The organism is Burkholderia sp. BCC1977 (assembly GCF_905339595.1).
Lineage (GTDB): Bacteria > Pseudomonadota > Gammaproteobacteria > Burkholderiales > Burkholderiaceae > Burkholderia.
This window is the reverse complement of sequence record NZ_CAJPGQ010000019.1, coordinates 91,579-110,438: the sequence shown is the minus strand read 5'-3', so window position 1 is coordinate 110,438 and position 18,860 is coordinate 91,579. Positions and strand designations below refer to the sequence as shown.

14 protein-coding genes and 1 pseudogene are annotated in these 18,860 nt (G+C 69.4%); 9 read left to right on the top strand and 6 right to left on the bottom strand.

The genetic code is table 11. The features are described from left to right. The 7 genes and pseudogenes from U5771_RS17745 to U5771_RS17715 all read left to right on the top strand — a co-directional run. A complete protein-coding gene (locus tag U5771_RS17745) occupies positions 1-927 on the top strand; it encodes a glyoxylate/hydroxypyruvate reductase A (protein WP_322025176.1) in 927 nt (308 codons plus the stop codon). Positions 928-1,087: 160 nt separating this feature from the next. Then, positions 1,088-2,488: an aspartate aminotransferase family protein gene (locus U5771_RS17740; protein WP_322025175.1), complete on the top strand. Its 1,401-nt coding sequence runs from the start codon at positions 1,088-1,090 to the stop codon at positions 2,486-2,488. Positions 2,489-2,572: 84 nt separating this feature from the next. After that, positions 2,573-3,064: an Lrp/AsnC family transcriptional regulator gene (locus U5771_RS17735; RefSeq protein WP_006749694.1), complete on the top strand. Its 492-nt coding sequence runs from the start codon at positions 2,573-2,575 to the stop codon at positions 3,062-3,064. A 106-nt stretch (positions 3,065-3,170) separates the two neighbouring features. After that, a complete protein-coding gene (locus tag U5771_RS17730) occupies positions 3,171-4,643 on the top strand; it encodes an NAD-dependent succinate-semialdehyde dehydrogenase (protein WP_322025174.1) in 1,473 nt (490 codons plus the stop codon). 222 nt (positions 4,644-4,865) lie between these two features. Continuing rightward, positions 4,866-6,386, top strand: coding sequence for a sensor domain-containing diguanylate cyclase (locus U5771_RS17725; protein ID WP_322025173.1), 1,521 nt, complete (start codon positions 4,866-4,868; stop codon positions 6,384-6,386). Between the two features lie 204 nt (positions 6,387-6,590). Beyond that, positions 6,591-8,579: a phosphatase PAP2 family protein gene (locus U5771_RS17720; RefSeq protein WP_415859412.1), complete on the top strand. Its 1,989-nt coding sequence runs from the start codon at positions 6,591-6,593 to the stop codon at positions 8,577-8,579. A 19-nt stretch (positions 8,580-8,598) separates the two neighbouring features. Continuing rightward, a pseudogene (locus tag U5771_RS17715) lies at positions 8,599-8,787 on the top strand (DUF72 domain-containing protein); the annotation flags it as partial. A 277-nt stretch (positions 8,788-9,064) separates the two neighbouring features. Here the strand turns inward: U5771_RS17715 and U5771_RS17710 are convergent. The 6 genes from U5771_RS17710 to xylA all read right to left on the bottom strand — a co-directional run bounded on the left by U5771_RS17710 (position 9,065) and on the right by xylA (position 16,242). Then, entirely contained in the window at positions 9,065-9,415 is a 351-nt protein-coding gene (locus U5771_RS17710) for a hypothetical protein (protein WP_322025200.1), read from the bottom strand. Positions 9,416-9,451: 36 nt separating this feature from the next. Continuing rightward, on the bottom strand, positions 9,452-10,651 hold the full coding sequence (locus U5771_RS17705) for a sugar ABC transporter permease (protein ID WP_322025171.1): 1,200 nt from the start codon (positions 10,649-10,651) through the stop codon (positions 9,452-9,454). Next, positions 10,648-12,207, bottom strand: coding sequence for a D-xylose ABC transporter ATP-binding protein (gene xylG / locus U5771_RS17700; protein WP_322025170.1), 1,560 nt, complete (start codon positions 12,205-12,207; stop codon positions 10,648-10,650). Before xylG ends, U5771_RS17705 begins: the two co-directional genes overlap by 4 nt. Positions 12,208-12,320: 113 nt before the next feature. Then, a complete protein-coding gene (xylF, locus tag U5771_RS17695; RefSeq protein ID WP_322025169.1) occupies positions 12,321-13,349 on the bottom strand; it encodes a D-xylose ABC transporter substrate-binding protein in 1,029 nt (342 codons plus the stop codon). 87 nt (positions 13,350-13,436) lie between these two features. Then, complete coding sequence (xylB, locus tag U5771_RS17690) at positions 13,437-14,915, bottom strand: xylulokinase (RefSeq protein WP_322025168.1); 1,479 nt, start codon at positions 14,913-14,915, stop codon at positions 13,437-13,439. Positions 14,916-14,919: 4 nt separating this feature from the next. Continuing rightward, positions 14,920-16,242: a xylose isomerase gene (gene xylA, locus U5771_RS17685; protein WP_322025167.1), complete on the bottom strand. Its 1,323-nt coding sequence runs from the start codon at positions 16,240-16,242 to the stop codon at positions 14,920-14,922. Positions 16,243-16,508: 266 nt separating this feature from the next. On the opposite strand from xylA, the gene U5771_RS17680 reads away from it, so the two are divergent. Both U5771_RS17680 and U5771_RS17675 read left to right on the top strand, forming a co-directional pair. Further along, the gene (locus U5771_RS17680; RefSeq protein WP_322025166.1) at positions 16,509-17,702 is read left to right on the top strand and encodes a DNA-binding transcriptional regulator; all 1,194 of its coding nucleotides are present in this window, start codon (positions 16,509-16,511) and stop codon (positions 17,700-17,702) included. 27 nt (positions 17,703-17,729) lie between these two features. Further along, positions 17,730-18,818 (top strand): aldose epimerase family protein, encoded by a 1,089-nt coding sequence (locus tag U5771_RS17675; RefSeq protein ID WP_322025165.1) that lies wholly within the window; start codon positions 17,730-17,732, stop codon positions 18,816-18,818. Positions 18,819-18,860: the final 42 nt, after the last annotated feature.

The window sequence follows — 18,860 nt, the reverse complement described above, 5'->3', positions numbered from 1 at the left end:
ATGAGCTTTCTCTACAAGGCCGACCCGGTGCGCGGCGCGCAGTGGGCGCAGCGCTTCGCGCAACAGGCGCCCGATCTCGGGTTCCGGATCTGGCCGGACATCGGCGACCCTGAATCCATCCGCTATCTCGCCGCGTGGCAACCGCCCGACGACCCGCTCGCGCTGCTGCCGAATCTCGAGATCGTCTTTTCGGTCGGCGCCGGCATCGATCAATTCGACCTGTCGCGCGTGCCCGCGCACATTCCGGTCGTGCGGATGATCGAGCCCGGCATCGTCGAAGGGATGGTCGAATACGTGACACAGGCCGTGCTGACGATCCATCGCGACCTGTTCGACTATGCGGCGCAGCAGCGCGGGCAAGTGTGGCGCGAGAAGCCCGTGCGCGCGGCCGCGTCGCGACGCATCGGCGTGCTCGGGCTCGGCACGCTCGGCCAGGCCGTGCTCGACACGCTGCGGCGCTTCGGTTTCCCGTGCGCCGGTTGGAGCCGCACGCCGCGCACGCTCGACGGCATCGACTGCTACGCGGGCGACGCGGCGCTCGACGCGTTCCTGGCCCGCACCGACATCCTGATCTGCCTGCTGCCGCTCACCGACGGCACGCGCGGCCTGCTCGGCGCGCGCGTGTTCGACGCGCTGCCGGCCGGCGCATCGCTCGTGCAGGTCGGGCGCGGCCCGCAGCTCGATGCGACCGCGCTGCTCGCCGCGCTCGACAGCGGCCGCCTCGACAGCGCGATCCTCGACGTGACGGACCCCGAACCGTTGCCGGCCGGCCACCCGTTCTGGACGCATCCGCGCATTCGCATCACGCCGCACATCGCCAGCGCGACCCGGCCCGACACCGCGGTCGACGCGGTGCTCGCGAACCTCGCGCGCCATCGCGCGGGCCAGCCGATGCTCGGCGTGGTCGATCGCGCGCGCGGCTACTGACACGCGCGCCCGGCACGGCGGGGCGCGCAGCAGAAAATGCCGAAGCGCCCCGTGCAAACACCGCTTCCGTACGTTTCAGGCCGCAAATTGAAGACGCGCGCGGATGTGTCGCCCGGTAGCATGAACTCACGCTGACACCCGACGAGAGTCCCGCCCCGCCATGAACCAAGCCGCGCTGATCGAAGCCGATCGTCAACACCTGATCCACCCTGTCGTCAACTATCGTGCGCACGAGGCGCGCGGCGTCACCGTGCTCGAATCCGCGGACGGCGTGTTCCTGCGCGACGCCGACGGCCACACGCTGCTCGACGCGTTCTCGGGCCTGTGGTGCGTGAACGTCGGCTACGGCCGCGACAGTATCGTGCAGGCCGCCGCCGAGCAGATGGCGAAGCTGCCCTACGCGACCGGTTATTTCCATTTCGGCTCGCAACCCGCGATCGAGCTGGCCGAGCGGCTCGCCGCGCTGGCGCCGCCGTCGCTGAACCGCGTGTACTTCACGCTCGGCGGCTCGGATGCGATCGACTCCGCGGTGCGTTTCATCACGCATTACTTCAACGCGACCGGCCGCCCGTCGAAAAAGCAGATGATCGCGCTCGAGCGCGGCTATCACGGCTCGTCGTCGATCGGCGCCGGCCTCACCGCGCTGCCCGCGTTCCACCGTCACTTCGACCTGCCGCGCGCGGACCAGCATCACATCCCGTCGCCCTACCCGTATCGCCACCCGCTCGGCGACGATCCGCAGGCGCTGATCGCTGCGTCGGTCGCCGCGCTCGAGGCGAAAGTCGCCGAACTCGGCGCGGACAACGTCGCGGCCTTCTTCTGCGAACCCGTGCAGGGTTCCGGCGGCGTGATCGTGCCGCCGGCCGGCTGGCTGAAGGCGATGCGCGACGCGTGCCGGCGCCTCGGCATCCTGTTCGTCGCCGACGAGGTGATCACCGGCTTCGGCCGCACGGGCCCGCTGTTCGCGTGCGAGACCGAGCAGGTCGACCCGGACCTGATGACCGTCGCGAAGGGGCTGACCGCCGGCTACGCGCCGATGGGCGCGGTGTTGATGTCCGACGAAATCTACGAAGGGATCGCGGGCAACCGCGCCGATACGCCCGCGGTCGGTCACGGCCATACGTATTCCGCGCATCCGGTCAGCGCGGCGATCGGCCTCGAGGTGCTGAAGCTGTATCACGAAGGCGGGCTGCTCGCGAACGGCCAGGCGATGGCGCCGCGTTTCGCCGCGGGGCTCGATGCGCTGCGCGCGCATCCGCTCGTCGGCGACGCGCGTTCGGTCGGCCTGCTCGGCGCGCTCGAGCTGGTCGCCGACAAGGCGCGCAAGACGCGCTTCGACCCTGCGCTGAACGTGCCCGACCGGATTGCCGCCGCCGCGTACGCGAACGGCGTGGTGTTTCGCGCATTCGGCGACGGCGTGCTCGGTTTCGCGCCGGCGCTGAGCTTCACCGCGGGCGAGTTCGACCTGATGTTCGAACGCGTGCGCAAGACGCTCGACGACGTGCTGGCCGACGCGGGCGTGCAGCGCGCGCTCGACGCCGCGCACGCGCAGCCGGCCTGACCGGCCAAGGGAAAGCCGGGCTTGTGGCGGCAATCGTTCGACTCTAAAGTAACCGGACATTCCATTTTTCCCTCTCACGCGACCATGACGGACAGCAAGCTAGACCGCATCGACCTGCGCATCCTCTCCCAGTTGCAAAAGCGCGGCCGCATGACCAACGTCGAACTGGCCGATGCGGTCGGGCTGTCGCCCAGTCCTTGCCTGATCCGCGTGAAGCGGCTCGAGAAGGCCGGCTACATCGGCGGCTACGGCGCGCACATCCAGCTCGAGAAACTCGGCGACGTGCAGGTCGTATTTACCGAGGTCACGCTGGCCGACCACCGGCGCGAGGACTTCGACCGTTTCGTCGCGGCGATCCGCAACGTCGACGAGATCGTCGAGTGCCACCTCGCGAGCGGCGGCTACGACTATCTGCTGAAGTTCATCACGCGCAGCGTGAGCCATTACCAGACGATCGTCGAAGGGCTGCTCGAGCAGAACATCGGCATCGAGAAATATTTCAGTTACGTGATCATCAAGTCGCCGTTCGTCAAACGGCACTACCCGCTCGAATCGCTGTTCGGCGAACGTCACTGACGGACAGCGTGCGGCACTTCCGAACGCGGCGGCCCGCCGTCCGCGCGGGGTCGTCGCGCGCCCGCCGCTGCCGTCGTCACCGAATCGCGCCACCCAAGGACTTGTCATGCCGCTTACGCTGTCCCGAACCGAACTCGTGCGCACCGCCAACCTGATCGACGGCACCTGGCGCGACGCGCTCGACGGCCGCCGCTTCGACGTCACCGATCCGGCGACGCTCGAGACCGTTGCCCACGCACCCGACAGCGGCGCCGCCGACGCGCGCGCCGCGACCGATGCGGCGGCACGCGCGCTGCCCGCATGGCGCGCGACCCCCGCGCGTGAACGCGCCGCGATCCTGCGCGCGTGGCATGCGGCGATCGTCGCGCACACCGACGATCTCGCGAAGCTGATGTCGCGCGAACAGGGCAAGCCGCTCGCCGAGGCGCGCGGTGAAGTCGCCTACGGCGCGTCGTACGTGCTGTGGTTCGCCGAGGAAGCGACGCGCACCTACGGCGACCTGATTCCGCAGCAGCAGCGCGGCAAGCGGCTCAGTGCGGTCAAGGAACCGATCGGCGTCGTCGCCGCGATCACGCCGTGGAACTTCCCGCTCGCGATGATCGCGCGCAAGATCGCACCCGCGCTCGCGGCCGGCTGCACGGTCGTCGCGAAGCCGGCGGAGGACACGCCGCTCACCGCGCTCGCGCTGGCCTTCCTCGCGCAGGAAGCCGGCGTGCCGCCCGGCGTGCTGAACCTGATCGCCGCGTCGCGCGAACGCGGCATCGACGCGGTGGCCGACTGGCTCGCCGACGGCCGCGTGCGCAAGATCACCTTCACCGGATCGACACCCGTCGGCAAGCTGCTCGCGCGCGAATCGGCGGCGACGCTGAAGAAGCTGTCGCTGGAGCTCGGCGGCAATGCGCCGTTCATCGTGTTCGACGATGCGGCGCTCGACGCCGCGGTCGACGGCCTGATGGCCGCCAAGTTCCGCAACGGCGGCCAGACCTGCGTGTCGCCGAATCGCGTGTACGTGCAGGCCGGCGTCTACGATGCCTTCGCCGCGAAGCTCGCCGCACGCGTCGCCGCGCTGCAGGTCGCGCCGGCGACCGACCCGGCCGCGCAGATCGGCCCGATGATCAACGCACGCGCGGTCGACAAGATCGCACGCCACGTCGGCGACGCAATCGAGCGCGGCGCGCGCGTACTCACGGGCGGCAAGCGCCTGGCCGAGCTCGGCCCGAACTATTACGCGCCGACGGTGCTCGGCGACGCCACCACCGACATGCAGCTGAGCTGCGAGGAAACCTTCGGCCCGGTCGCCGCGCTGTTTCGGTTCGACACCGAGGACGAAGCCGTCGCCGCCGCGAACGACACGCCGTTCGGGCTTGCCGCGTATTTCTACACGCAGGACGTGCGGCGCATCGCACGTGTGTCGGCGCGGCTCGAAACGGGCATCGTCGGCATCAACGAAGGCGCCCTCGCGAGCGAAGCCGCGCCGTTCGGCGGCGTGAAGGAATCGGGCTACGGGCGTGAAGGCTCGCGCTACGGCCTCGACGACTACCTGTCGATCAAGTACCTGTGCCAGGGCGGACTCGACTGATCCTGCGCGGCCGCCGCCGTCACGCTCTCGTTACGCTCTCGTTACGCTCTCGTCACGCTCTCGTTAGCGGGCGCTGCCGGCGCACCGCTGCCGCACACGTTTGCGCCACCCATGCAATCGTCGCGTCGCATGCCGGCCTCGATTTCCGGGTAACCGTGCCGTTAACCCGGATTTGACCCGCGCCGCTGCAGCCGCAGCCGGCGCTCCGCACGAGCGCGAGCCATGCCTGCATCCCCTTCGATCGAGAAAATTGCCGACTGGGCCGGCCGCCACCACCTGATCGTCGGCGTGCTGGGGACGCTGATGTCGTTCGCGGCGCTCGGCATCAGCGCAGCGACGCTGTGGGCCGCGCGCAGCGAAGTCGTCGAACATGCGCACGAGACGTCGCGCAATGTCGCGGCCGTCCTGGTCAGCGAGATCGCGCGCACCGTCGAAACGTCCAACAATGCGCTCGTCGCCCTCGCCGCCGATCTCGGCAACCCCGCCGTCACGCGCATGGACGCCGGACTGCGTCACGACGTGCTGTTCGAGCGCACGGCCGCGCAATACGTGACCGGCATGGGCGTGACCGACCGCAACGGCCGGCTGATCGACGGCTGTTGCGGGCCGACCCACAACTGGGACTTCAGCGATCGCGACTACTTCAAGGTCCATCGCGATGCGGACAACGTCGGCCTGTACGTGTCGGAAGCGTATCGCGCACGTTCGCGCGGCGGCACGGAATCCATCGCCTTGTCGCGGCGCATCGAACGGCCGGATCACGCGTTCGACGGCATCGCGGTGGTCGCCATCGACCTCGCCTACTTCGATCGACTGCTGTCCCGCCTGAACGTCGGGCCGCACGGCGTCAGCGCGATCCTGCGCGCGGACGGCACGATCCTCGCGAGGAATCCGCCGTTGAGCGATCACCAGATGGTCCGCCTGCGCCGCTCGAAGTCGTTCGAGCGGATGGTGAGCCGCGAATCGGGTTTCTATGCGGCGCGCTCGAGCATCGACGGCACGGTGCGGCTGTATACGTACCAGCGGGTGCCCGGCACGCCGCTGATCGCCGTCGTCGCGCCGGCCGGGCGCGACGTGCTGGCCGGCATCACGCGCCTGTCGTGGACGGTCGGCGTGTCGGCGTCCGTCATCGGGGCGCTGTTCTGCGCGGTGGTGTGGCTGCTCGCGTTCGCGCTGCGGGACAACCTGCGCAAGCAGACGCTGCTCACCGACCTGACGCGCACCGATCCGCTGACGGGCCTGCACAACCGTCGCGCGCTCGATGCCGCGCTCGCCGACGAATGGGAACGGCTGCAGCGCGGCAGCGACGGCAGTCTGTCGGTGCTGTTCATCGACGCCGATCACTTCAAGCAGTACAACGACCGGCACGGCCATGCGCAAGGCGACACCGCGCTGCGCTTGCTCGCCGAATGCATCCGCGCGCATACGCGGCGCCGTGGCGATCTCGCCGCGCGCTACGGCGGCGAGGAATTCGTGGTCGTGTTGCCCGATACGGACGAAGGCGGCGCCGCGAAGGTCGCCGAAGCGATTCGCGGCGCGGTGGAACGCAACCGGCTCGACGGGTTCGACGCGACGGTTCCGGCTTTCACGGTCAGCATCGGCTGCGCGACCGGGCACCGTGCGTACCCGAAGTCCGTGCACGCGTTGTCGCATCAGGCGGACCTCGCCCTCTATGCGGCGAAGCGCCAGGGCCGAAACCGCGTATGCCGTGCAGACGCCGAATCGTTCGCCCAACCGGCGTGACCGTTCCTGATCCGATCTCATTCAAACACCCACGCAAGGCGGGACGCACGCACCGCCGCCGGCCGGATCGATCCGGCCGCAAACGTTCAGCATCACGAATTCACCAGATAGTGAGAATTCGGGCGCGTCGACCGCGATCCGCAACAAATTCTTAACGGCTGCGTCACGCGCGCCCACGACAATCCGCCATCTTCAACACTCAGGATGGAGTTTTGCATGTTTGCGTCACGGAGCCCACGGAGCCCACGGAGTCGTTTCCCGCTGCACGTCGCAGCGCTGTCGAGTGCGCTCGTTCTCGCTGCCTGCGGCGGCGGCGACGATGTCGCGTCGACCACCACGACAAGCGCGGCCATGCCGGCACCGCCGGCCGACCCCGGCTTCGTCGACAGCGCACCCGTGCCGAGCGTGCCGGCCTTCGTCGACAACATCGCGACCAACCAGCGCGGCGACGCGCGCTATGCCACGCTGTCGACCAACGCCGCCGTGCGCGTGGTGAGCCGCTTCCTCGACCTGTGGCAGCCGGCGACCATGCTGGTCGATGCCGGCGTGAACGCGCCGGCCAACGGCGCGTTTCCGGCGATCTCGCCGTCGACCTGCTCGGGCCTGCCCGGCAGCGGCATGCCGTGCGGCACGATCCTGAACGACACGGTGCTGGCCGCCAATGTTCAATATGTGGTCAACGCAACGACCGCCCGCACCCCGCAACAGGCCGACGCCGCCTACTTCGACGACCGGCGCGGCAAGGGCTACAGCGTGACCGACGGCATGGGCCCGCTCACCGGCGCGTGGCGCACCGCGGCGCAGCAGACGACCAGCATCACCAGCGTGCCCGCCGACGCGACGACGGTGCTGTACAACGATGCCGGCAACAACATCGGCGTCGGCAGCAGCACGAACGCGAGCTTCGGCAAGGTGGTCGACCTGCTCAACGAAATGGGCAACAACGCGTCGACCGAACCGTCGAAGCGTTTCTACAAGTACGCGCGGCCGTACCGGTGGAGCACCAGCGTCGTCGTCGCGCCGACGCTCGTGCCGGCGGAAAGCACGACGCCCGCGACCGACGGCGGCTTCATCAGCGGCCACTCGGCCGAAGCGATGCGCGACGCGATGACGATGGCGTGGCTCGTGCCGGAGCGCTTCCAGGAGATGGTCGCCCGTGGCCTCGAACTGGGCGAGAACCGGATCGTGGCCGGCATGCACTCGCCGCTCGACGTGATCGGCGGCCGCATGCTCGCACTGGCCGTCAGCGCGGCGAACCTGAGCACGTATGCGAGCGACGCGCAGGCCGCGTACGGTCAGGCCCACCAGGCGCTGCAGCAACTCACGGGGACGACCGACACGACGTTCGCCGCCTTCGCGCACTCGGGCACGACCGCCACCGACCGGTTCGCCGATTACACGGCGAACAAGGCGGCCTTCGCGCGCCGCCTGACGTTCGGCTTCGGCGCGATCGAGTCGACCGATGCACCGCCCGTCGTGCCGAAGGGCGCGGAGATCCTGCTGCAGACGCGCTTCCCGTACCTGAGCGCCGACCAGCGGCGGGTCGTGCTGAAGACGACCGAACTGTCGTCCGGCTATCCGGTCATGGACGATGCGGAAGGCTGGGGCCGCCTGAACCTGTTCGCCGCGGCCGACGGCTACGGCGCGTTCAACGGCAGCGTGATCGTGTCGATGGACGCATCGCAGGGCGGGCTCAATGCGGCCGACCTGTGGCGTAACGACATCGCCGGGGCGGGCAAACTGACGCTGCAAGGCACCGGCGCGCTGACGCTGGCCGGCAACAACAGTTATGCGGGCGGCACGCAGGTCAGCGGCGGCACGCTCGCCGCGGCATCCGCGACGGCCTTCGGCAGCGGCGACGTGTACGTCGGCGCCGGCGGCAGCGTGAGGATTGCGGCAGGCGCACCCGTCACGATCGCGACGCGCTATACGCAGCTCGACAACACGACGCTCGAACTCGACATCGACGGCAACGGCGGCGGGCGCCTGCGCGTCGGCGGCCCGCTCACCGTCGCGGGCGGCACGCTGCACGTGAAGTTCGTGAACGGCTATGTGCCGAAGGCCGGCGCCACGATCGCGCTGATCGACGGTGCGGCGGCTTCCGCGAAGTTCTCGACCGTGACGGTGGACGGCTTCAAGGCGACGCCGGTTTATACGGCGACGGGCGTGTCGGTCACGTTGTCGGCGTCGTGATCGCGATGCGGCGAGTCGTGCGTGGCGCCGCGGCTCGCCGCCCGACGCTGCACGCCTTGCCGCGCCGGCGCCGCGACCGCCGCGCGCGAACGCGCGGCGTGTACTGCTGCGTCGACAACGATGCAACGATGCGAAAGCGCATGCACCCTTCGACGCTCGCCGGTTGATGGAACGCCTCGGGCTGTGCGCGCACGACGTGGCGACCTGATCGACGCCGACGCCGCACCGTTCCGTTGAACCGCTGCCGCCGACTCGCCCCTTCGCAAACCTCATGCCTGCAGGAACCGGCCCGATGCACAGGGGCCGGGTACGAAATGTGCTCGCCCCTCCATCTGCCGATTGTCCCGCGACGGCGGTGCGCGACTCGCGCACGGCGCCTCACCGCGCCCGCCCGGTAGGCCGGCGCCGTGCCCGGCACGTGTTGCAATGCGGGCAACCGGCGTCGTGACTACAACTACAAGGAGAAAAGCGATGACCCTGCTCATCTACCTGCTCGGATGGATCATTTTCATCGCCGGCGTGGCATGGGGCCTGACGACGCTGCACGTGTCGCAGCACATCATCGAGATCGTCGCCGTCATTCTGTTCGGCATCGCGGTCATCACGGGTGCGACGCGCACCCGCAATCGCGACCGGACGTAGCCGCGCAACGCGAACGCGAGCGCGTCCGAGCGCTCGCGCGGCAGCGTGCGCAGCGCATCCGCGATGATCCGGCGGTCGCGCGGATCAGCCAGGCCGAGCGCGAGCCCGTGGTCGTGTTCGACGGCCGGCGTCGCGAGCGGCGCCGCCGTCAGCGTGGAGATACCACCGGGCATCGGCATCGTGTTCCGTTTCATGTCCACCTCCCGCCCACTGGCGGCCGGGGCGCCGCCTCACCGCCGGTTCGAGCGCGACACCACGTCGATCCACACGGCCAGCACCAGCACCGCGCCCTTGACGATCATCTGCCAGTACGCGTCGACATCGAGCATCGACATCCCGTTGTCGAGGCTCGCCATCACGAGCGCGCCGATCAGCGCGCCGTAGACGGTGCCCGACCCGCCGCGCATCGACGTGCCGCCGATGAAGCACGCGGCGATCGCGTCGAGCTCGCCCATCGTCCCGGCCGACGGCGAGCCGGCCGCGAGCCGCGCGGTGTTGACGATGCCCGCGAATGCGCACATCAGGCCCATCAGCGCGAAGATCGCGAGCTTCACGCGATCGGTGTCGACGCCCGACAACCGCGTCGCCTCCAGGTTCGAACCCACTGCATAGATGCGCCGGCCGAACACGCTCTGCGTCGCGATCCACGAGAATGCACCGAGCAGCGCGAGCAGCAGCAGCACCGGCACCGGAATGCCGCCGTAGCGGTCGAGCGTCGCGACGAACGCGAACAGCACGGCCCCGGCGCCGACAATCTTCGCGACGTCCTGCCACAGCGGCGCGACGGCGAGCCGGTAGCGGTGCCGCGTGCCGCGCTGCCGCAGGACCAGCAGCGCGACGAGCGCGATCAGCAGCACCGCGAGGCCGTCGCCGGCCGCACGCGGCAGATAGCCCTGGCCGATGAACACGAAGCCGTCGGACACCGGCGCGATCGTCGAGCCGCCCGTCACGCCGAGCAGGATCCCGCGAAACGCGAGCATCCCGCCCAGCCCGACGATGAACGACGGCACGCGCCGGTAGGTCGACCACCAGCCGTTGAACAGCCCGACCAGCACGCCGAGCGCGAGCACCGCCGGCACCGTCGCGGCGACCGGCCAGTGACGATTGACGTCGAGGATCGCCGCGACACCGCCGAGCAGCCCGAGCAGCGATCCGACGGACAGGTCGATCTCGCCCGCGATGATCACGAACACCATGCCGCACGCGAGCATCCCGGTGATCGACATCTGCCGCAGCAGGTTCGACACGTTGCGCGGCGTGACGAACGCGCCGTCGGTCAGCACCGAGAAGAACACCCAGATCGCCGCGACCGCGAACAGCAGCGCGAGGACCTTGTAGCGCACGAAGACCTGGCGCAGCGGATGGCGGTGCGTGCGCCGCGCGTCGGCACCCGGCGGCACGGCGGGAGAAGAGGAAAGTTCGGTATTCATGGTGCACTCGCTGCAATGGGTTCGGACGGCTGCCGCGCGGGTTTCAGTGCGGCGCCGAGGATCTGTTCCTGCGTGAGACCGTCATTGACGAAATCGCCGCGCAGCTCGCCTTCGCCGATCACGAGCACGCGGTCGGCCAGCCCGAGCACTTCCGGCAGCTCCGACGACACGACGATCAGCGCGACGCCGCGCTTCGCGAGCGCGAAGATCAGCCGGTAGATCTCGGCCTTCGCGCCGACGTCGACGCCGCGCGTCGGTTCGTCGAGGATCAGCACCCGAGGATCGGCCAGCAGCATCCGCGCGAGCACGGCCTTCTGCTGGTTGCCGCCGGACAGGCTCGCGATCGGCAGGAACGGGTGCGCTGCGCGCACCGACAGCCGCTGCATCTCGGTGCGGATCGCAGCGAGTTCGGCGGCCGCGTCGATCCGCCCGCGCGCGGCGAAACGGCGCAGCACCGACAGCGTGATGTTGTGGCCGACACCGAGCTGCGGCACGATCCCGTGGCGCTTGCGATCCTCGGGCACCATCGCGATGCCCGCGCGGATCGCATCGGCCGGCGAGCGGATCGCGAGCGGCTGGCCGTTCATCCGCACGGTTGCCGTGCTCGCGCCCGGATACGCGCCGAAGATCGCCTGCATCAGCTCGGTACGGCCCGCGCCGACGAGCCCGGCGACGCCGAGGATCTCGCCGCGCCGCACGCTGAACGACACGTCGTCGACGCGCTTGCGGCGCGGATTCGCCACGTCATGACAGGTCACGTTGCGCGCGTCCAGCACGACGTCGCCGATCTCGTGCGGCTCGCGCGGATACAGGTTGCCGATCTCGCGGCCGACCATCATCGCGATGATCCGGTCGGTGGTCAGCGCGCGCATCGGCTCCGTCGCGACATGGCGGCCGTCGCGGATCACGGTCACGGTGTCGCAAACCGCGTCGACTTCGTCGAGCTTGTGCGAGATGTACACGCACGCGACGCCGCGCCGCTTCAGGTCGCGCACGATGTCGAGCAGGATGCGCGTCTCGGCGGCGCTCAGCGACGACGACGGCTCGTCGAGGATCAGCAGCTTCGCGCGCTTGTTCAGCGCCTTCGCGATCTCGATCAGCTGCTGGTGGCCGCCGCCGTAGTTCATCACCGGCTGCGCGACGTTGATCGCGTCGATCCGCAGCTCGCGCAGCAGCGCCTCCGAACGCCGCACCATTTCCGCGTAGTGCATGCGCCCGCCGGGCAGCGTGATCTCGTTGCCGAGGAAAATGTTCTCGGCGACCGACAGCTCGGGCACCAGCATCAGTTCCTGGTGGATGATCACGATGCCCGCGCGTTCGGTGTCGCGCACGCCGGACGCGGCGAACGGCGCGCCTTCCCAGCGGATCTCGCCGTCCCACGTGCCGTGCGGGTAGACGCCCGACAGCACCTTCATCAGCGTCGACTTGCCGGCGCCGTTCTCGCCGCACAGGCCGACGCACTCGCCGGGGCGCACGGTCAGGTCGATGCCGTCGAGCGCCTTCACGCCGTCGAATGCCTTGACGATGCCGCGCATCGTCAGCAAGGGTTCGGTCATACGTTCATTGCCTCGCAGTGCGCACGCGGTCGCGCCAAGGGCCGGCGGCAGCTCGCCGGCCGCACCTCGCCGGCCGCACCTTGCCGGCCACGTGCATCGTACCCATCGAGCGGTTACTGGCTCGCGAGCTGGGCCTGGGTGTAGAAGCCGTCCTTCACGACGACGTCGACGTTGCGCTTGGTCAAGAGCGTCGGCTGCAGCAGCACCGTGTCGACCTTCTTCTTGCCGTTGTCGTATTGCGCGTTGAACGCGGGCTTCGCCCCCTTCGCGAGATCGACCGCGAGCTTCGCGGCTTCGCTCGCGATCAGCTTCAGCGGCTTGTAGACGGTCATCGTCTGCGTGCCCGCGATCACGCGCTTGACGGCCGCGAGATCCGCATCCTGCCCGGACACCGGCACCTTGCCGGCCAGGTGCTGTGCGGCGAGCGCCTGGATCGCGCCACCCGCGGTGCCGTCGTTCGACGCGACGATCGCATCGATCTTGTTGTTGTTCGCGGTCAGCGCATCCTCGACGATCCGCAGCGCGGTCGATGCGCTCCACTCCGGCACCCATTGCTGGCCGACGACCTTGATGTCGCCGCGGTCGATCGCCGGCTTCAGCACCTTCAGCTGGCCCTCGCGCAGCATCTTCGCGTTGTTGTCGGTCGGCGCGCCGCCGAGCAGGAAATAATTGCCCTTCGGCTTCGCATCGAACACGCCCTGCGCCTGCAGTTCGCCGACCTTCTGGTTGTCGAACGAGATATACGCGTCGACGTCCGCGTCGAGGATCAGGCGGTCGTACGACACGACCTTGATGCCGGCCTTCCTCGCTTCGGCGACGACGTTGCCGAGCGTCTTCGAATTGAACGGGACGATCACGATCACGTCGACGCCGCGCGAGATCAGGTTCTCGATCTGCGAGATCTGACGCTCCTCGCTCGCGTCGGCCGATTGCACGGATACCTTGGCACCGAGCTTCGTCGCCGCCGCGACGAAGTAATCGCGATCGCGCGACCAGCGCTCGACGCGCAGGTCGTCGATGCAGAAGCCGATCTCGGGCTTGTCCTTGCTCGCATGCGCGAGCGGCGCGCCCAGCGCGAGCATCGCCAGCGCAGCGGCGCCGGCAAGCGAACTCAATACGGTACGACGCGTCACGGATTTCATTGTCTCCACTCCTTGTTATGGAACCACCTCACGAACGCCGGGCGGCCGCCGGAATGGGCCGCCCGCATCGAGTCACTGCAGCGCGCGTCACGCGCCCGTTGCAAACACCGGTTCGAGCGCGCGGTAAAGCGCGCGAAACGTCGGCCGCCGCCTGTCGCGATACCACGTGTGCCGGGCGAGGTCAGGCTCGCGCACCGCGACGACCGGCGGTTGCGGGCACACGTCGCCGAGCGGCGTATCGGGTTCGAGCGCGAGACGCGCAAGGCGCGCGGCGCCCAGCGCCGGACCGACCTCGCCACCCGCGCGCAGCGTCAGCGCGCGTCCGCTCAGGTCGGCGAGCATCTGCGTCCAGTAAGCGCTGCGCGAGCCGCCGCCGATCACCGTGATGCCGGCGGGCTCGAGCCCGGCCGCGTGCAGCGCGTCGATGCCGTCGAGCAGCGCGAAGCCGACGCCTTCGAGCGTCGCGTTCGCGAGATCCGCGCGCTGTGTATCGGGCGTCAGTCCATAAAAGACGCCCTTCGCATTCACGTCGTTGTGCGGCGTGCGCTCGCCGCTCAGGTAAGGCAGGAACCACGGGCGGGTCGCGCGCGCGTTCGCCTCGGCATCGGCGAGCAACGCCGCGACGCCGTCGTAACCGGTCAGTTGCGCGGTGAAGTCGATGCAGCCGGCCGCGTTCAGCATCACCGACATCAGGTGCCAGGTAGCGGGCAATGCGTGACAGAAGCTGTGCACCGCCGATTCGGGGTTGGCGCGAAACCCGTCCGACACCGCGAAATACACGCCCGACGTGCCGAGCGACAGCAGTGCATCGCCGGGCCGCACGATCCCGACGCCCACCGCGCCGGCCGCGTTGTCGCCACCGCCGGCCACCACCGGGATCTCGCGCAGCCCGAGTGTGCGCGCGACGGCCGGCAGCAACGTGCCCGTCACGCGGTTGCCCTCGAACACCGCCGGCATCTGCGCGCGCGACAGCCCGCACACGTCGAGCAGCGTATCGTCGTAGTCGCGCTTCGCGACGTCGAGCCACAGCGTGCCGGCGGCATCCGACGGATCGGTTGCGAACGCACCGGTCAGCCGGTAGCGCAGATAATCCTTCGGCAGCAGCACGTGCGCGATGCGCGCGAACACGTCGGGCTCGTGCCGGCGCACCCACAGCAGCTTCGGCGCGGTGAAGCCCGGCATCGCGACGTTTCCGGCCACCGTGCGCAGCGCGGGCGCGAGCCGCTCGAGTTCCGCGCACTCCGCATCCGCACGGCCGTCGTTCCACAGGATCGCGGGGCGCAGCACGTCGCCGTGCGCGTCGAGCAGCGTCGCGCCGTGCATCTGGCCGGTGAGCCCGAGTGCGGCAATGTCGCGCGGATCGATGCCGCCTGCACGGGCTTCGGCGACAACCGTGGCGAGCGCGCCGCAGGCGGCGTCCCACCAGTCGTGCGGTGCCTGTTCCGACCAGCGCGGCCGCGGCCGGCTCACCGTCAACGGGCGGCTCGCGCTCGCCCGCACCGCACCGTCGCGGTCGAGCAGCACCGCCTTCACGCCCGACGTGCCGAGATCGAGTCCGAGATACATGGCGTCAGCGCAGCCCGTAGATCGCCTGGTTCACGATGTTCTCGAGCCGCTCCTGCGCGCCGCTCGCGTGCCGTGGGTCCACGCCGCGCGCGAGCGCATCGTCGGCGAGCGACTGCAGCGTGTAGCCGCCCGACAGGATCTTGCGCCCGAACGCATCGTCCCACTGCGCGTAGCGCTGCCGGCGCAGCGCATCGAGCCGGTCGTTCTCGACCAGCACCGCCGCGCGCTCGAGCGCGAGCGCGAGCACGTCGATCGCGCCGATGTGCCCGTAGAACAGGTCTTCCGGATCGATGCTCTGGCGCCGCACCTTCGCGTCGAAGTTCATCCCGCCGGTCGTGAAGCCACCGTGGCGCAGGATCTCGTAGAACGCGAGCGTCAGCTCCTCGACGCTGTTCGGGAACTGGTCGGTGTCCCAGCCGTTCTGCGGGTCGCCGCGGTTCGCGTCGACGCTGCCGAACACGCCGAGCGCGAACGCGTTCGCGATCTCGTGATGGAACGAATGGCCGGCGAGCGTCGCGTGGTTCGCCTCGATGTTCACGCGAATTTCGTTCTGCAATCCGTACTGCACGAGAAAGCCGTGCACGGTCGCGACGTCGTAGTCGTACTGGTGCTTGGTCGGCTCCTGCGGCTTCGGCTCGATCAGCAGCGCGCCGTTGAAGCCGATCCGGTGCTTGTGCTCGACGACCATCGACAGGAAGCGGGCGAACTGCTCGCGCTCGCGCTTCAGGTCGGTATTGAGCAGCGTCTCGTAGCCTTCGCGGCCGCCCCACAGCACGTAGTTCTCGCCGCCGAGCCGGTGCGTCGCGTCGAGCGCATGGCACACCTGGGTCGCGGCCCACGCGAACACGTCGGGGTTCGGGTTGGTCGCGGCGCCGGCCGCGAAGCGCGGGTGCGAGAACAGGTTCGCGGTGCCCCACAGCAGCCGCACGCCGCTCGCCTGCTGGCGCTCGCCGAGATAGTCGACCATCCGCGCGAGATTGGCCGCGTATTCGCGCAGGGTGTCGCCTTCCGGCGCGACGTCGGTGTCATGAAACGTATAGAAGGGCGTGCCGAGCTTCGTGAAGAACTCGAAGGCCGCGTCCGCCTTCATGCGCGCACGTTCGAGCGCGTCGCCCGGCTGCTGCCACGGCCGCCGGAACGCGCCCTGCCCGAAGATGTCGTGCCCCGGCCACACGAACGTGTGCCAGTAGCAGACCGCGATCCGCAGATGCTCGGCGAGCGTCTTGCCGAGCACGCGCTTCTCGGGGTCGTAATGGTGGTAAGCCAGCGGGTTGTCCGACTGCGGGCCTTCGTAGCGAATCGCGGGGATGTGTTCGAAATACGACATGGCGTCTCCGTGCAGGGTCTTGTTGCAGTGCAACGCGCGTCGCGACGACGCACGCGGCCGAATTCGGTTGGCTGGATCGTGCCCGCGCGCCTGCCGGCCGGCAATTGCGAAATTGCGCACCGCGCTTAACGTTTCTTGCCAGCCGCTGCGCGCGGTGCACGTTCCGTCCTACAATCGCCGGACACCAGAGAACCGCGCGCCGCCGCCCCGGGCGCGCCCCGGAGACAACGGCACGACGCTCGCTGCGGCGCGCCCCCGAGACCGACATGACCCGCGCCCCTTCCGCCCAGACACCGCACCGCATCGCGCTGCTGTTCAACGCGAACAAGGTCTACGACCGCGAGATCATCAGCGGCATCGGCCAGTACCTGCACACGACGCGTGTCGTGTGGGACCTGTTCCTCGAAGACGACTTCCGCTGCCGGCTCGCCGGCATCGAACGCTTCGACGGCGACGGCATCATCGCGGACTTCGACGATCCGGCCGTCGCCGATGCGCTCGCCGGTTCGCCGCTGCCGATCGTCGCGCTCGGCTCGTCGTACGAGGATCCGGCGCAGTATCCGGACGGCGTCCCATATATTGCGACCGACAACCCGAAGCTCGTGTCGCTCGCCTATACGCACCTGATCGGCGCCGGGCTCGCGCATTTCGCGATGTACAGCCTGCCGGTCGCGCAGGAGAACCGCTGGGCGCAGCAGCGCGAGCACGCGTTCGACCGGCTCGCGCGCGCGGACGGGCTCGACGCGCCGATCTACCGCGGCCTGTCGACGAGCGCCTCGGGCTGGAATCACGCGATCGAGCAGTTGATCGGCTGGCTGCATGCGCTGCCGAAGCCCGTCGGGATCATCGCGGTCACCGATGCACGCGCGCGGCATCTTCTGCAGGCGTGCCTGATCGCCGGCATCGCGGTGCCGGAACAGGTCGCGATCATCGGCATCGACAACGATCCGCTCACGCGCACGCTGACGCGCATTCCGTTGTCGTCGGTGATCCAGGGCACCGAGGAAATGGGCCGCACCGCCGCGCACCTGCTGCACCGGATGCTGCGCGGCGCGCGTTTTCCCGGACAGCGCATCCTCGTGCCGCCGGTCGGCATCAACGTGCTCGAATCGACGCGCCACCAGCCGCTCGCGAGCCCGCACGTGATGCGCGCGCGGCATTTCATCCGGCAGTACGCGTGCCAGGGGATCAAGACCGAACAGGTCGCCGACTATGTCGGCGTGTCGCGCTCGCTGCTCGAAGAGCACTTCCGGCGCGAACTTCAGCGCACCGTGCACCAGGAAATCCTGCGTCACAAGCTCGAGGCCGCGCAGACGCTGCTCGCGGGCCGCCATGCGTCGAGCGCGGAAGTCGCGATCCGCTGCGGCTTCACGTCGTTGCAATACATGTACGCGGTGTTCCGCCGCGAACTCGGCTGCACCCCGCGCGAATACCAGGCGCGCGCGGCGTCGGCTCACTGAATTCACCGCCCACGAGCGACCCTACTCATGCATATCGATACCGACTCTCCCCGCCCGGCATCCGGCGTCGGCCGCGTTCCGTCCGAGCCGTGGGGCACGCTGCCCGGCGGCGATCCGGTGCGGCGCTATACGCTGCGCAACGCGCACGGCATGCGCGTCGTTGTCAGCGATCTCGGCGCGACCGTCGTGTCGTGGCTCGCCCCCGACCGCACCGGGCGCTTCGCCGATATCGTGCTGGCGCACGACACGCCGGCCGACTACGTCGAATCGGGCGCGTACCTCGGCGCGACGGTCGGCCGCTGGGCGAACCGGATCGCGCATGCGCGCTTCACGCTCGACGGCGTCGACCACACGCTCGACCGCAACGAGAACGGCAACCTGCTGCACGGCGGCGCGAGCGGCTTTCACCGCACGCGCTGGGACGTGGTCGACGATCGCGGCGGGCTGACGCTGCGGCTCGATTCGCCGGAAGGCGATGCGGGATTTCCGGGCAACGTGAGCGTGCAGGTGCGTTACACGCTCGATGACGACGGCACGCTGACGATCGACTACGCGGGCGTGACCGATGCGCCGACGCCGCTGAACCTGACCCATCACAGCTACTTCAACCTGAGCGGGCGCGCGGGCAGCGACGTGCGCGGCCACCTGCTGCAGATCGACGCCGACGCGTTCGTCGAAGTGGACGACGCGCTGATCCCGACCGGCACCGCCGACGTGACGGGGAGCGCGTTCGATTTCCGGCAGAGCGCGCCGATCGGCGCGCGTCTCGACTGGCCGCATGCGCAGCTCACGCGCGGGCGCGGCTTCGACCACTGCTATGTCCTGCGCGACCCCGAGCGCGGCGTGCGGCCCGTCGCATCGATCTACGATCCGGAAAGCGGTCGGGAGCTTGACGTGTCGACGGATCAGCGCGGGTTGCAGCTCTACACGGGCAACTATCTGGACGGTGTGCGCGTGAGCGGCGGCGTGGCGTGCCGACGGCACGCGGCGCTGTGCGTCGAAGCCGGGTTCTTTCCGAACCAGGTCAACATGGACGCGTTGCGCGACGAAACCATTCTCGGTCCCGGCGACACCTATCGCCAGACGACCCGGTATCGAGTCGGAGTGCGCGCGTAACGAACACGTCGATCGGGGCGCCGGCGCGCACGGCGCGGCCCC